13 protein-coding genes are annotated in these 13,561 nt (G+C 50.3%); 6 read left to right on the top strand and 7 right to left on the bottom strand.

Annotation, left to right across the window (positions count from 1 at the left end):
* Window positions 1-23: 23 nt before the first annotated feature.
* Both Dpoa569_RS17310 and Dpoa569_RS17315 read right to left on the bottom strand, forming a co-directional pair.
* Window positions 24-830 (bottom strand): IclR family transcriptional regulator, encoded by an 807-nt coding sequence (locus Dpoa569_RS17310; RefSeq protein ID WP_146411606.1) that lies wholly within the window; start codon window positions 828-830, stop codon window positions 24-26.
* Between the two features lie 137 nt (window positions 831-967).
* Complete coding sequence (locus tag Dpoa569_RS17315; RefSeq protein ID WP_042868274.1) at window positions 968-1,678, bottom strand: HD domain-containing protein; 711 nt, start codon at window positions 1,676-1,678, stop codon at window positions 968-970.
* 307 nt (window positions 1,679-1,985) lie between these two features.
* Here Dpoa569_RS17315 and Dpoa569_RS17320 point away from each other — a divergent pair, with 307 nt between their 5' ends.
* A complete protein-coding gene (locus Dpoa569_RS17320; protein ID WP_042868272.1) occupies window positions 1,986-3,218 on the top strand; it encodes an MFS transporter in 1,233 nt (410 codons plus the stop codon).
* A 365-nt stretch (window positions 3,219-3,583) separates the two neighbouring features.
* The gene (locus Dpoa569_RS17325) at window positions 3,584-4,114 is read left to right on the top strand and encodes a chorismate mutase (RefSeq protein WP_042868269.1); all 531 of its coding nucleotides are present in this window, start codon (window positions 3,584-3,586) and stop codon (window positions 4,112-4,114) included.
* 193 nt (window positions 4,115-4,307) lie between these two features.
* On the opposite strand, the gene Dpoa569_RS17330 is transcribed toward Dpoa569_RS17325, so the two are convergent.
* The gene (locus Dpoa569_RS17330) at window positions 4,308-4,739 is read right to left on the bottom strand and encodes a carboxymuconolactone decarboxylase family protein (protein ID WP_042868266.1); all 432 of its coding nucleotides are present in this window, start codon (window positions 4,737-4,739) and stop codon (window positions 4,308-4,310) included.
* Complete coding sequence (locus Dpoa569_RS17335) at window positions 4,736-5,185, bottom strand: GNAT family N-acetyltransferase (protein ID WP_042868265.1); 450 nt, start codon at window positions 5,183-5,185, stop codon at window positions 4,736-4,738. Before Dpoa569_RS17335 ends, Dpoa569_RS17330 begins: the two co-directional genes overlap by 4 nt.
* A gap of 106 nt (window positions 5,186-5,291) precedes the next feature.
* Between Dpoa569_RS17335 and pdxR the strand changes: the two genes are divergently transcribed.
* The gene (pdxR, locus tag Dpoa569_RS17340) at window positions 5,292-6,740 is read left to right on the top strand and encodes a MocR-like pyridoxine biosynthesis transcription factor PdxR (RefSeq protein WP_050569375.1); all 1,449 of its coding nucleotides are present in this window, start codon (window positions 5,292-5,294) and stop codon (window positions 6,738-6,740) included.
* Here the strand turns inward: pdxR and Dpoa569_RS17345 are convergent.
* Together Dpoa569_RS17345 and Dpoa569_RS17350 are read right to left on the bottom strand one after the other, a co-directional pair.
* Window positions 6,737-8,128, bottom strand: a complete 1,392-nt coding sequence (locus Dpoa569_RS17345; protein WP_146411609.1) for an MFS transporter — start codon at window positions 8,126-8,128, stop codon at window positions 6,737-6,739. The two genes, pdxR and Dpoa569_RS17345, sit on opposite strands and share 4 nt — an antisense overlap.
* 134 nt (window positions 8,129-8,262) lie before the next feature.
* A complete protein-coding gene (locus tag Dpoa569_RS17350) occupies window positions 8,263-9,573 on the bottom strand; it encodes an MvaI/BcnI family restriction endonuclease (RefSeq protein ID WP_201765202.1) in 1,311 nt (436 codons plus the stop codon).
* Window positions 9,574-9,803: 230 nt separating this feature from the next.
* On the opposite strand from Dpoa569_RS17350, the gene Dpoa569_RS17355 reads away from it, so the two are divergent.
* The 3 genes from Dpoa569_RS17355 to Dpoa569_RS17365 all read left to right on the top strand — a co-directional run bounded on the left by Dpoa569_RS17355 (window position 9,804) and on the right by Dpoa569_RS17365 (window position 12,553).
* Complete coding sequence (locus Dpoa569_RS17355) at window positions 9,804-11,231, top strand: DNA cytosine methyltransferase (protein WP_042868260.1); 1,428 nt, start codon at window positions 9,804-9,806, stop codon at window positions 11,229-11,231.
* Window positions 11,232-11,237: 6 nt separating this feature from the next.
* On the top strand, window positions 11,238-11,720 hold the full coding sequence (locus Dpoa569_RS17360; protein ID WP_042868258.1) for a very short patch repair endonuclease: 483 nt from the start codon (window positions 11,238-11,240) through the stop codon (window positions 11,718-11,720).
* Between the two features lie 212 nt (window positions 11,721-11,932).
* Window positions 11,933-12,553 carry a LysE/ArgO family amino acid transporter gene (locus Dpoa569_RS17365; protein WP_146411612.1) on the top strand — a complete coding sequence of 207 codons (621 nt, stop codon included), beginning with the start codon at window positions 11,933-11,935 and terminating at the stop codon, window positions 12,551-12,553.
* Here the strand turns inward: Dpoa569_RS17365 and Dpoa569_RS17370 are convergent.
* On the bottom strand, window positions 12,516-13,529 hold the full coding sequence (locus tag Dpoa569_RS17370; RefSeq protein ID WP_042868254.1) for a ribokinase: 1,014 nt from the start codon (window positions 13,527-13,529) through the stop codon (window positions 12,516-12,518). The two genes, Dpoa569_RS17365 and Dpoa569_RS17370, sit on opposite strands and share 38 nt — an antisense overlap.
* Window positions 13,530-13,561 lie beyond the last annotated feature (32 nt).

Genomic DNA, 13,561 nt, shown 5'->3' on the forward strand with positions numbered 1-13,561 from the left:
CAACGTCCAGCTATGGATGAGATTCACGCTTCGTCGGGCAGGGTTTTCAGTGCCTGAGAGAGCGTTTGAGCGGTCTGACGCAGCGGCGTCAACAACGTGTCCTCATCAATTTGGCGCAGCTTGGCCGAAGAAAGCGACAACGAAATAGCGTATTTCACGCGCTGATGCGCATCGAATACTGGCGCTGCCATACAGGATACACCGACTTCGTGCTCTTCACGATCAAACGCCACCCCACGCTGACGCACATCTTCCAGTTCTCGCGCCATCTGTATCGGATCGGTAATGGTATACGGGGTCAGTTTGCGAATGTGCGGTTGATGATGACTCCAGTAGGAAAAAAATGCGTCTTTGGTGTCGTCTGCCAGAAACAGTTTCCCCATTGCCGAGCTGAACAAGGTCATCTGCTGCCCCAGATAAGCACGGGTGCGCAACATACCGATGGTGGGTTCCAGCTTGTGGATCAGGATACAGTAATCACCGTCACGTCTGGAAAAATTGACGGTTTCCCCGGTAGCGGCGTTCAATGCCTGCAACGGCGGCGCAAGCAGCCGGAGAACCTCTGGTGGTGCCAGCGATGTCTGCCCAACGCGAATAAATTTCGTCGTCAAACGGTAACTGCCCGCCGCTGGCGCCGGAGTGACATACCCACATGCCTGCAACCCTTGCAGCAAGCGATGTACCGTGCTTTTGTTGAGCTGAGCCAGCTCAGCCAGATGCGCCAACGGACAACCATTCGGGTAATTACTTAAAATTTCAAGCAGCAGAAACCCTCGCACCAGGCTTTGATTGCCTATGGGTTTATCATGACCATGCGACAGCGTTCCCATGCATCATCCCCTCTGACTGAGCAGTTTCATTTATCGATATCATGATTCAACACGCTATGGCATGACATAATGACATGACGTCACCCCAGCGGTCTGGCGTTATATAAACAGAAAAAAGCCGCAGGAGTAACCCATCGTCAGGTCAGCCAGGGATGCCAGGCACTAAAACGCGCGCGAACCTGCGGGTCTGGCTGAGTCGGGTCGCCGCTCACTTCTCCAGCCAGCTTGGCAAGAAAATCCACCAGCCAGGAGGCATTGGCTTCGGCGATGCGTTTGCCCTCAGCCGTATTCATGGTTTCCGGCAGGCGTATCAGTTTAACGCGGAAGTGATCCAGCGTGTAGAGACGATCATCCAGCTCACGCTCGCAGGCAAACATATCCTGCGGATCGAACAACGGACGCCCCATCATGCCCGCTACATAAAACACCCGCGCCAACCCCAGTGCACCGAGCGAATCCAACCGGTCGGCATCCTGCACGATTTTGGCCTCCAGCGTTTGTGCCATAATACCCGCGCTAAAACTGTGCGCTTCGACTGCATGGAACAGCGCCGGATATAACGCGTGGGGAAAATCAGGGAAATCCCGTGACAGAATGCGTACGGCCTCTTCCGCCGCCATGCGGGACGCGTGGCGGCGATCAGGATGATTCTTCGGCACCAGCACAATGTCATGCAGGTAGGCGGCGGCAATTATCACCCGCAGATCACCGCCTTCCAGCCGCTGGATATGCCGGGCGCTATTTGCCACACGCACCAAATGATGGTGATCATGTGCGCTATCCACAGAGTCCGCCAGATGACGGGCGACGTATTGACTCATTGCCTGTTCAAACGCGAGTAAATTCATGCCTTTCTCCTGCGCCAATTCATATAAATCATCACACAATAACCAAAAACTTATGACGACAACATGACCGATGAACTCAACGCTGATCTTCACTATTGATAATAAGCGGTAAAATTATTCTAAATAAAAAATACTTATTTCCTATTTTGTCAATAAATAAATATTTACTTTCCTGATAACACATTATTATATTTAGCCGCATATGCGATGCATAACGCTTATTTTTTCATTTTCGTTATGTCATTTTTTTAATTTACAAAACATAACCTGAAGTCTGTCGGGTAATGCAATCAAGGGTATTTATCCCATGAGTCCGGTTTTACTCTTTTTTCTCGCCTTAGTGTTTATCGCTGATGGCCTGATGGTGTTCCTGATTCCGGTACTGGTTTATGCTGAAACCCAAAGCCTGGTTTATTCCGGTTTGTCTTACTCAATAGGGTGGCTGCCGCGTATTGTGTTAACCCCGGTGCTGGGTGTGTTGATTGACCGCATGGGCGTCCGCCCTGTCTCCATCGCCTCTGATGCAACCAAGGCGTTCGGCTGCCTGCTGCTTTGTCTGGTGTTGAATTTCGCCGAACAACCGCTGATATTGGCGTTAGCCTGTGGGTTGCTGGGTGCTGGAGTCTCCATCGGCAATGCACAAACCATCACCGCAGTGGAAAAGCTGATCGCCGCCCACAGCCGCTACATTGATAGGGATGCTAATCTGCTCACCCGGCTGGATTTACTCGGCATGGTACTGGGACCGGTGATGGGCATGTTACTATACGAATATGGTTTTCTGACACTATTGTATATCGCCGCCACCCTTTATTTATGCAACGCTTATTATTTCCTCACCTCTCGCCTGTTTTCTTCCACATCGGAATTTTCGCCAAAAAATAAAATCAAGGCATCACACTCAGCCCCGAAAAAACGATTTCCGTTACTCATTATAATCCGCAATCCATTTATTATTCTGATGATAGTGCTGGCAGCAGGAAATAATATGTTTGATGGGCTGGTGGAATCCAGCGGTGCGGCATTGATTAAAAATCAGATGGAACTGCCGGTGAAATATTTCGGTTTCATCGATATCTGCGCCGGTGCGGCAGGATTTCTATCCACGCTGGTTTACGGTGCGGCGCTCAATCGCCTGAGCCGGGAGGCACTGCTGGCGACAGGGCTTGGCCTGATTGTCATCGCTTCGCTGCTACTGACCACCACGCTCGACCAATTAGGAGCATTCCTGACATTTTACGCGCTGGGCATCGTCGGCAAAGTTTTTACCGGCAATATCATGCGCACGCTGCGCCTGACGCTGATCCCCTACGAGCGGCTGGCCAGTACCTCATCACTGATACTGATGTTGAACCAGTCGGTATTGCCGCTGATGGGGGGATTTCTGTTTTTGTCCGAACACTATAGCTGGCCGCTGACCCGGTTTATGTATATCGCTATCGTGCTTTCACTGCTGGCAGGTATCGGGTTGTTGATTGGCCTGCGGCGTAAACCGGCAAACACACCACTGCCTTCACCCCAGCCAGACCATTTGGCGTAACGTATCAACATATGTCCAACGGTATGAATATTTTATAAAAGTGAATCCAATTTCGTTGCTGGTTTTTTTTCATCATCAGCGAATGCCGGGCAAAAAACAGCGGCAAAGCGCGTGTAGTCGGTGCTGCTGTGCCGCTGGATAACGTTAACTCATACAGTCACACTCAGAAATCATCACACAGAATGCAAAAAATAATGTACGTCTGGTTACGAATCCGTAACCACCAGATCCCCCATCCTTCCATATTATGCACTTAAGATAGTCATGCGTTACTTGCCATGTGCGCTGCCGACAACGGTAGCAATAACAAGGCCGATAGGCGACTTTGCCTTCTTAAACTTTCTTTACAACCATCTGGAGACAATATGCTACGGACAATGTGTCTGGCAGCCTGCCTGATAAGCACCAGTGCGCTGGCCGCGGAAAGCACCGATCTGGCATCACTGGTTAGCCAACGCCTTAGCTACATGAAAGATGTTGCAGGCTACAAAGCGGCTCATCATCTGGCGATTGAGGATCTGCAACAGGAGGACAATGTACTGAAAGCCAGCCGACAGCAGGCAACACAGTATGGGCTGGACGCCGATTCGGTGACACCATTTATTCAGGCACAGATGGATGCCGCCAAGGCAATCCAGTATCGCTATCGCGCCGACTGGCTGGCTGTGCCGGAAAAAAACTGGCAACCACGCTCGCTGGATGAAGTGCGTGCTCAGATAGCCAAACTAAACGGTATGCTGCTCCAGCAACTCGCCGATACGCTGCGCAAGCAGGGCGGCAGCCTGAGCCATCTGAATCACACCGCGTTTATGCACACGGTTATCCAGAAAAACCTCAGCGAGTACGACAAAGCGCGGCTGTTCAACACCCTGAAACAGGCAAAATTACAGCATTAACCGCCCTGGCGGCACGCAGATTCAGCGTGCCAGCTTCCTGCAACGATGAAAGCTGCATGGGGTAACCAAGAGCAAGGTGACCCCATGCAGCATCCCCCTTGCGTTGCAGGTGCTGAAGGCGCTATGAACACGGAGAAGGGTCGGCGCATTAGCCAATACCGAACACTGCCACGGTGCTGTTGCAGCACCCGTGTTACTGGCGTGCTCCGATAGCCAGCCGATTGAACGCGCTCATCAGGGCGATGGCAAAGCAAAGATCGGTGATCTCCGCCTCGGTGAAGTGGTCACGCAGCGGTGCGAAATCCGCGTCCGGTGCATGGGTCTGCGCCACGTCGACCAGTGATTCCGTCCACGCCAGCGCAGCCTGCTCACGCGGGCTGTACAACGAACACACCCGCCACCCTGCCAGACTATCCACTTTTTCATTGCTGACGCCTGCGCGCCGCAACCATCCTGCGTGCATGTTTAAACAAAAGGCACAGCCGTTGATTTGCGAAATGCGTAAATAAACCAGTTCGATCAGTTCAAGACCGAGCGTGCTTTTCTCCAGCGCTTTTTTGGTCATCAACAGCCCCTGGTAGGCTTCCGGTGACAGCGTGGCATACGGCAAACGTAATGTACTCATCGTGTTTCTCCACTGTGGATCGGCGCGTTAAAACGTAGGGCTCGTGCCAACAGCCCCTGACGAAAATAGAAACGGTGAGCTAACGCATTGGATAACGCAGAATCCAGCACCAGTTGGGCACACTGTTCGCGTGCCGCTTCCTGATACATTGCCTGCATCAGCCGATCGCCAATGCCCTGCCCGCGCACCTCGTCCCGGCATACCAGGTCATCAACGTACAGAAAGCGCCCATACACCAGATTTTCCTGCACCCGGTACCCAGCGAGCCCAAGCGCAACATCGGCCTGCCAGGCGACCAGCAACTGGTAGCCATGCTGTGCCTGCCGTTGCACCTGACGAACAAATTGCTCGCTGTCGGTTAAATGCGGTCGCAAGGTCTGCATCAGACTAAAACACGCCAGTTGTTCCGCCTGACTACTGGCCCATGCCAGATGAATGTCAGCCATCATTTCGATCCTTACGCGATGAAGAGGGTTGCAATGCGGGCTACTGTAAGCCAACAATGCCCCATTCAATAGGGGCAAGAAATGTCGCTTTGATAAGGACATAGTGATGGATTTTCTGACCAGACCGTTTTCGCCAGCGCCGTCCACACCTCTCAATCAACAGCTTTACCAGCGTATTCGGGATGCCATCGCCAGCGGGCAATTACGCCCCGGCGAGCGAGTTCCCTCGGTACGCAGCCTGGCCAGCGAACTGAATCTGGCGCGCGGCACGGTAGAAGCCGCCTATCAGCGGCTGACAAGCGAAGGTTATCTGCTGCCGCGTGGACCAGCCGGCACCATTGTTTCACCTGGGCTGGCAAACCTGACGCCCTCCCATGCGCCCGTCGCTCCGGCGTCATCACGCCCACCGCCAGAACCGGACAGCCCGGCTACTTTGCCTTTTCAGTTGGGACTACCGGCTCTGGATGCTTTTCCACGCACAACCTGGAACCGGCTGGTTGGGCAACGCCTGAGAACGTTGGCTGGTAATGCGCTGGCCTACCCGGACCCACAGGGATACCTGCCGTTACGCCGCGCGATTGCCGCCTATCTCGGCGTCTCTCGTGGTATCGCCTGCTCAGAGCAACAGATTTTTATTACTGCGGGTTACCACTGCTCGCTGGATTTGATCTGTCGGACACTGTTCAAACCCGACGATCTCGGTTGGTATGAAGACCCCGGTTATCCGCTGGCACGCCGTTTTCTGCTGCACGCCGGTATGCAACTGGCCCCGGTATCGGTGGATGAAGACGGTCTCGATGTGGCCGCAGGCGAGCAATACGCGGGGCACGCCCGCTTCGCCGTCGTGACCCCCACCCATCAGAGTCCGCTTGGCGTCGCGCTATCGTTACCACGGCGTCTGGCGTTGCTGGCGTGGGCGGCTCGCCGGGAGGCGTGGGTTATCGAAGATGATTACGACAGTGAATTCCGCTATCACGGTCGGCCCTTGCCTGCGTTAAAAAGTCTGGATAACGACGAACGGGTTATCTATACCGGCACATTCAGTAAGGTGTTTTTCCCCGGCCTCAGGCTGGCTTATCTGGTGGTGCCACAGGCACAGATCCCGGTATTTCAGCAGACGGCGCAAATTCTGCACAGTAACGGGTTCATACTGGCGCAAGCCACCACCGCCGACTTTATGGAGCAGGGGCATTTCGCCCGACATATCAGAAAAATGCGCACACTCTACGCTGAGCGCCGCCGTTACCTGCAAGAGGCGATCACCGCACTGGCAGGTAACCGGGTAAACCTTCATGCCAGCGCAGGCGGAATGCATCTGCTGGCCAGGCTAGCGCTGGAAGGCCAGCATGACAGGGATATCGCCGCGCAAGCCATTACCGCTGGGTTGTCGGTGCAAGCGCTCAGCCAGTGGCGGCAACGGGCAAACAGCGCTGGGGGATTACTGCTGGGATTCACCAATCTGGTGAGCGCTGAGCAGGCACATCAACTGACTCAACGCCTCTGCGCGTTGCCGTCGTTTCAGCGCCTGCCCACCATCAGGCAACAACCTGACTAGTCCGTTTTCAGACGCGAAATCCGCTGGCCGCTAACTACGGCGGCCAATGTGGCGAAAGTGCCTGCGGCTACCAACGATGCATGGGTGCCTTGCCCGCCGAACAGGTTGAACATCAGTGCCACCAGCGCCGCACCAGTGGTCTGCCCCACCAGTCGGGCAGTGCCCAACATACCGCTGGCACCGCCGCTGCGATGACGGGGTGCCGCGCTGATGATGGTGTGATTATTCGGCGACTGAAACAACCCGAAACCCACGCCGCACAGCATCATGCGCAGTCCAATGTCCAGATAGCCTGGCGATGTCGGCAACCAGGCCAGCGAGAACAGCCCCAGCGCAAACAGCGACAATCCAATGGTGCACAATACCCCGGCATTGACGCGCTCAAGCAAACGCCCTGCAACTGGAGCTACCGCCATGATCGCCAACGGCCAGGGGGTAAGCAGCAAGCCGGTTTCGATTTCATTCATCCCCAGCACGCTCTGGAAATAGAACGGCAGCGACACCATCGCCAGCATCTGCGCACAGAACGAACTGACCGACGTGCCCATCGACAGCGCAAATATCGGAATACGCAGCAGATCCACCGGCAACAACGGATAGGGCTGGTTGAGCTGACGGCGGAAAAAATAGCCCCCCAACAGCAGGGTCAGCAACAATTCGCTCAACACCAGCCAGCCGTTCTGCTGGTGAGCAAAGCCACCCAGCGCGATGAAAAATAGCCCGAAGGTCAGTGCGTTCAGCAGCGCGCCGGAGGCATCAAAGCGCTGCGCCTTCATCCCGTCGTTACGCGGCAAAAAACGCCAACCCAATAGCATCGCAACCATGCCGAACGGCACATTAATCGCAAACAGCCACTGCCACGACGCCACGCCTAAAATCCCTGCGGCAATGGTCGGCCCGGCAGCGGTAGACACCGCCACCACCAGCGAGTTGATCGCCATACCTCGTCCCAATCGGGTTTTGGGGTAGATAAGCCGGATCAACGCGGTGTTGACACTCATCAGCGCCGCAGCTGCCAGCCCCTGCAGAATGCGCGCCAGCGTCAGCGTCGTCAGCGAATCCGACAACGCACAGACAAACGACATCAACGTAAACAGCACCAACCCGACCAGATAGACCCGGCGGTAGCCCACGATATCCCCCAGCGACGACAGCGACAGCAACGTCATGGTGACCGCCAGTTGATACGCATTGACGATCCAGATAGACGACGCCGGGCTAATGTTAAAATCGGCGGCGATGGTGGGTAACGCCACGTTGGCGATAGCGCCGTCCAGCACCGCCATAGCAATGCCAAACGCAATAGCGAAAATGGCGCCAAGACGCGCCGGCATCGGTAATCCGTCAGCGACGGAATCCGTACCCGAAGAAGTGACTGCTGCGTTCAAAATGATGTCCGAAAATAAAAGGCGTGAAGTGCGCGGCAAGGCCTCCCGCCGCACGTTTTTTGTACCCATCACCCTACTGGGTTTGGCAGGAAGTCGCAATTAATGTATAAAAAAACTCATGATTATATATTTTATCAGAGTTCACTGACATTAATATTTTCTATATTATCATACACATTCCCAACGTCCTTCCACTTCATTCTAAACTGATTTCTCTTTTTTGCTTTCCATTCTTCATTAGTATATTTAATATTAACACCCGGATCATAATATATTTTATTCGTAAAAAACGCAGAAATGAACTTTTTGATATTATTACCTTCAGCCAGGGTAATATTCGGCCCAAAGTGATACTCAGGATAATCACCGGATAATTTACTATAGGAAACAAAACATGTTTTATTATGCTTACGCCTCCAATGATCAATTATCTTACTAAAACTCCATCCAGCTGCAATTATTCCATTTATATCCTTTAGAAAAATACCACCATCAGGGTCAATAATTTTACCCTCGCACACATCATAGCCATCAATCCATAAAGTCAGCCCTGTCTTTTGATTATACTCTGATATTTTATGCATTCCTGTAAAATCTATACGCTCAGGTTTCTTACTACTACCATGGTCATTCATAAACCCATAAATATCAGAAAGATACAATCCAGAATCAGGTTCCGGGGTCATCAATGTCACTACACTACCAGAATGAGCTTTAAGCTCCCAATCCATAAAATCAGGCTCAGAACGTCCATTGGGAATTATATTAAACAGACTTTCCAGTGTGAGGCCCGCACCGTTTTGTGCTTTATATGGTATTTTCAAACCTAAATGATTCATTCTCTGTGAACGCACATAACCTATATTATAAATCTCTTTAATTCTTTGAATAAGAAGTTGTCTACTATCTTGCAGTAAATAATAAAATTCATAAAATACAGAAAAAACAGAGCGGAGAAATTTATTCTCTATAAGATGCTTTAGTTCACAGGATAGTTCGTCATCCCATGCACTAACGTAGGATAAAACCCGGCCTTTACCAATACCCATAACAAGATAGCGATTGCTATTTATACGCTTCTGCCTCTCCTCTCCAGTTGGAGGACGCATTAAATGAGATGGTGCAGTAGAGCAGCCTTGTAGAATACCTGAAAGCCGCACTTCTGGATAGTCTGGATATAGTATAATTTGGGCACCTTTGGCTTGTTCAGTTGTACCATCGAACGATAACCAAAACCAATCTATTTTCGCTTTAAATATAGCACCTTTTTCAGAAATCCCTGAACTAACCACATTCCATAAAGGTAAACTTTTTATTACACTGAAATCTTTTCCAAAATATATTTGTTGTTTTGAGTTATCGTTATTAGCCAGAGGCTTAATAATAATCCGCGTTGCTCCAAGATTCTTCATCAGCCCAGATAAGTGCTCTATTCCACTAAACACACCACTCTCCCATGAGAAAAAATAATTGATTTTATAATGCCATCACAAAAAATATGATTCCATAAAACAATGCGAATAAACACACAGTTAGTATCAGACTACATCATAAATTTCACACATTTTTTAGACAACAATTCAATAACTGTATATTTATACAAACAATGTCTTTATACTGGGTTGAATGAGTGATAAAATATCACTCAAAATTCCCTTTATAAGGCGTAAGGCTAATGAGTCAGTTAGAATTGATCGCACAGGAACTATTTGAACAAAATGAACGAGACCAAACGTTAAAGCTGGAAGAAGATAAAAAAATTATAAATCAATTGGTTGAGATCTATGATCAAAAGTATATCGCTGAAGCTTTGCGAGCTGTAGGTCATAATGACTGGACACGTGAGACACTAAACCGATGGCTGAATGGCAAGGCAGTACAAAAACCGTTCACTGACATAGAAGTCAAAATGCTCAAAAAACTGCTACCATCCCCTCCGATATGCCACCCGCATTATCGTTTCCGTTTTATCGATCTCTTCGCTGGGATTGGCGGTATCAGAAAAGGCTTTGAAGAGATTGGAGGAGAATGTGTTTTTACCAGCGAATGGAACAAAGAGGCGGCAAGGACTTACAAAGCAAACTGGTTCTGCAACCCTGAAAACCATATATTTAATGAGGATATTCGTGAGATCACATTGAGTAATGATCAAACGATAAGCGAGCAACAAGCTTACAGAAATATTGCTCAGGAAATACCTGACCATGACGTTCTGCTGGCAGGATTTCCATGTCAGCCATTCTCCCTTGCTGGTGTATCGAAGAAAAATTCTTTGGGCAGATTGCACGGATTTGAGTGCGAAACACAAGGTACGCTCTTTTTTGATGTGGCACGAATTATTGCATCCAAAAAACCGGCTATTTTCCTTCTCGAAAATGTAAAAAACTTAAAAAGCCATGATAAAGGAAAAACATTTAGAATTATTATGGAAACGCTGGATGAGCTTGGCTATATCATAGCGGACTCAGAACATACAGGCTCTGATGATCCTAAGATTATTGATGGAAAGCATTTTCTTCCTCAACACAGAGAACGAATTGTATTAGTTGGCTTCAGAAAAGACCTGAATATTCATCAGGGTTTTACGTTAAAAGATATAAAAAAATTCATACCTAAAGATAGACCAGAATTATCTGAACTATTAGATAAAAATATAGATAGCAAATATATATTAACACCATTACTATGGAAATATCTTTATAATTATGCAAAGAAACATCAGGCTAAAGGAAATGGTTTTGGTTTTGGCCTCGTAAATCCACATTCTAAAAATAGCATAACACGAACGCTATCAGCACGTTACCACAAAGATGGTTCAGAGATTCTGATAGATAGAGGATGGAATAAAGAGCTGGGTGAAAAAGACTTCGATAATAGTCTAAACCAGGAAAAACGCCCACGTCGTTTAACCCCCAGAGAGTGTGCCCGTCTCATGGGCTTTGAAAAACCGGGTAAATCAGAATTTAAAATCCCTGTTTCGGATACACAGGCATACCGTCAATTTGGCAACTCTGTTGTAGTACCTGTATTCTCTGCAGTCGCTAAACTTCTAAAGCCATATATCGAAAAGGCTGTAGAAATTAAAGAAAGAAGGGAGATTTGATAGACCATGGCTGATGTACATAAACCTGAGATTCGCAGAAAAAACATGAAAGCGATCAGTAATCATGACACAGCCATTGAATTAAAAATATCCAGCATACTCGATCGGCTTGGGTTCGAATTTCGAACTCAGGTAAAAAATATGCCAGGAAAACCTGACTTTGTCATCGATGAGTATAGAAAAGTCATTTTCACTCATGGCTGCTTCTGGCATCATCATAATTGCCATCTATTCAAAGTTCCCGCAACCAGAACTGAATTCTGGTTAAAAAAAATAAATCAAAACGTAACAAGGGATAAAGAGAATAATCAGAAGTTAATTTCTGATGGATGGAACATTTTACTTATATGGGAATGTGCTATTCGTGGCCGATATAAACTTTCAGAACAGGATATTTCTGAACGTGTAGAGGAATGGATTTGTGCGGGAAATTATTCTGCTGAAATAAACATATCCGGGTTACATCATCTAAAGGATCAGTTTTCATAATAGCCTCGAATATTCATTATCATCATGACTATGGTATACTGTCATTAAAAATACTAATTACAGATTAAATCTATTCATTGGCCTTATCGCCGGAATGTATCCATTATCCACACCGAGCAACAGGCTGGCGGTATCACCGCACAACTCGTTGTTATTATTTGCATTATTCAATTCACCTGTAATTTCAATTCATCTGTAACTAAAGAGAAATCATGCCGTTACCTGTATTTATTACCGGTTTTATGACCGGTGCCGGTTTGATCGTCGCAATTGGCGCGCAGAATTCATTCGTATTGCGTCAGGGGATGCGCCGGGAGCATGTGTTTTGGGTCAGTTCGGTGTGCTTTTTATGCGATCTGGTACTGATGACGCTCGGCGTGCTGGGTCTGGGGAAAATCATTAACGACAGTAAACCGGCGATCACCGCGCTGACGCTGGCCGGGGCGCTGTTTCTGCTGTGGTATGGTTATAACACGCTGAAAAGCGCCTGGCGCGGCAACAACCAGCTGACGATCACCTCACAGGCGGATGGTTTGCGCCGACGCACGGTGATCAGCGCCAGTCTGGCGGTCAGCCTGCTAAACCCGCATGTTTATCTGGATACGGTGGTGATTATCGGCGGCATTTCCTCCGGCATCGCCCCCGATCTGAAGCTGTGTTATCTGGCCGGGACCGTCAGCGCCTCGCTGCTCTGGTTCTACACCATCGGCTACATGGCCGCCGCCTGTTCGCGTTATTTTGCCAACCCGACCACCTGGCGCGTCATCGACAGCCTGATAGGCTGCTACATGATTTTTATGGCGTTGCAGCTGTGTCGTTTGCTGTATCAGTGATAACGCTATCTGATGCGGACGCGCCGCCGCGCAGCCATTCTATTTCCTTTGTCGGCCAGGCGTGCAGCCGCGCCAGCGCGTCGGCGTAGAGCGGCATGGCATTGGCCGCCCCTTCCCGTTCAACACATACTGCGGCATAAGCAGACGCAAACAACGCCGCCTCGGCCAGCGCTTCCCCCGCCGCCAGCCGGGCTGCCAGAGCGCCATTGAAGGCATCCCCCGCGCCGGTGGTGTCTTTCGGCTGTGCCGGGAAAACCGGGATGCGTGCCAGACTATCGCCGGTGGACAGCAAAGCCCCCTGCGTACCCAGCGTGATCACCAGTTTCGCCACCCCTTTATCGTGCAGCACCTCGGCGGCACGTTCGGCACTCTCCCAGTCATTAACGGCAACGCCGGTAAGTTGGGCCGCCTCGGTGCTATTGGGCGTGAGCAAATCGACGTGACGCAAAAACGCATTGCTGACCTTCTGCCACGGTGCCGGGTTGACGATGACGTAGGTGCCCGCCTCACGAGCGGTGTCCATCATGCGTTGGATGGCGCTCAGATTATTCTCCAGTTGCATCAGCAGGATATCAGCCGCCGCCACTGTTGGCCGACAGCGGGCGACTTCAGCAGCGGTGACGGTGAGATTAGCGCCGGGGTAGACTGAAATCATGTTTTCGGCATCGTCCCCCGCCACGTAAATCAGTGCGTTGCCGGTCGGCTTTTCCTTGCAGGTAAACAGGGTGATAGCATCAAACCCACTGTGTTCCAGATGGCGACGGGCGTAAGAGCCGAAATCATCCCGCCCAACCTTGCCGATATAGTGCACCCGCGCCCCGGCACGCATCGCCGCCATCGCCTGATTGGCGCCCTTGCCGCCGGGTCCCATCATGCTGTGCTGGGCAATCAGCGACTCGCCAGGCGCCGGAAAGCGCTGCATATGCGAGACGATATCCAGATTGAACGAGCCAAACACGCACACCTTGCCTTTCATACCGGTTCTCCCTCAACGAGGTTCTCATTCCA

The organism is Dickeya poaceiphila, assembly GCF_007858975.2.
Taxonomy (GTDB): Bacteria; Pseudomonadota; Gammaproteobacteria; order Enterobacterales; family Enterobacteriaceae; genus Dickeya; species Dickeya poaceiphila.

Coding starts and splice junctions, on each gene's coding strand:
- Dpoa569_RS17360 (WP_042868258.1), top strand. CDS start 11,238: ATGGCTGATGTACATAAACCTGAGATTCGCAGAAAAAACATGAAAGCG.
- Dpoa569_RS17315 (WP_042868274.1), bottom strand. CDS start 1,678: ATGAATTTACTCGCGTTTGAACAGGCAATGAGTCAATACGTCGCCCGT.
- Dpoa569_RS17310 (WP_146411606.1), bottom strand. CDS start 830: ATGGGAACGCTGTCGCATGGTCATGATAAACCCATAGGCAATCAAAGC.
- Dpoa569_RS17365 (WP_146411612.1), top strand. CDS start 11,933: ATGCCGTTACCTGTATTTATTACCGGTTTTATGACCGGTGCCGGTTTG.
- Dpoa569_RS17370 (WP_042868254.1), bottom strand. CDS start 13,529: ATGAAAGGCAAGGTGTGCGTGTTTGGCTCGTTCAATCTGGATATCGTC.
- Dpoa569_RS17335 (WP_042868265.1), bottom strand. CDS start 5,185: ATGGCTGACATTCATCTGGCATGGGCCAGTAGTCAGGCGGAACAACTG.
- Dpoa569_RS17330 (WP_042868266.1), bottom strand. CDS start 4,739: ATGAGTACATTACGTTTGCCGTATGCCACGCTGTCACCGGAAGCCTAC.
- pdxR (WP_050569375.1), top strand. CDS start 5,292: ATGGATTTTCTGACCAGACCGTTTTCGCCAGCGCCGTCCACACCTCTC.
- Dpoa569_RS17325 (WP_042868269.1), top strand. CDS start 3,584: ATGCTACGGACAATGTGTCTGGCAGCCTGCCTGATAAGCACCAGTGCG.
- Dpoa569_RS17355 (WP_042868260.1), top strand. CDS start 9,804: ATGAGTCAGTTAGAATTGATCGCACAGGAACTATTTGAACAAAATGAA.
- Dpoa569_RS17320 (WP_042868272.1), top strand. CDS start 1,986: ATGAGTCCGGTTTTACTCTTTTTTCTCGCCTTAGTGTTTATCGCTGAT.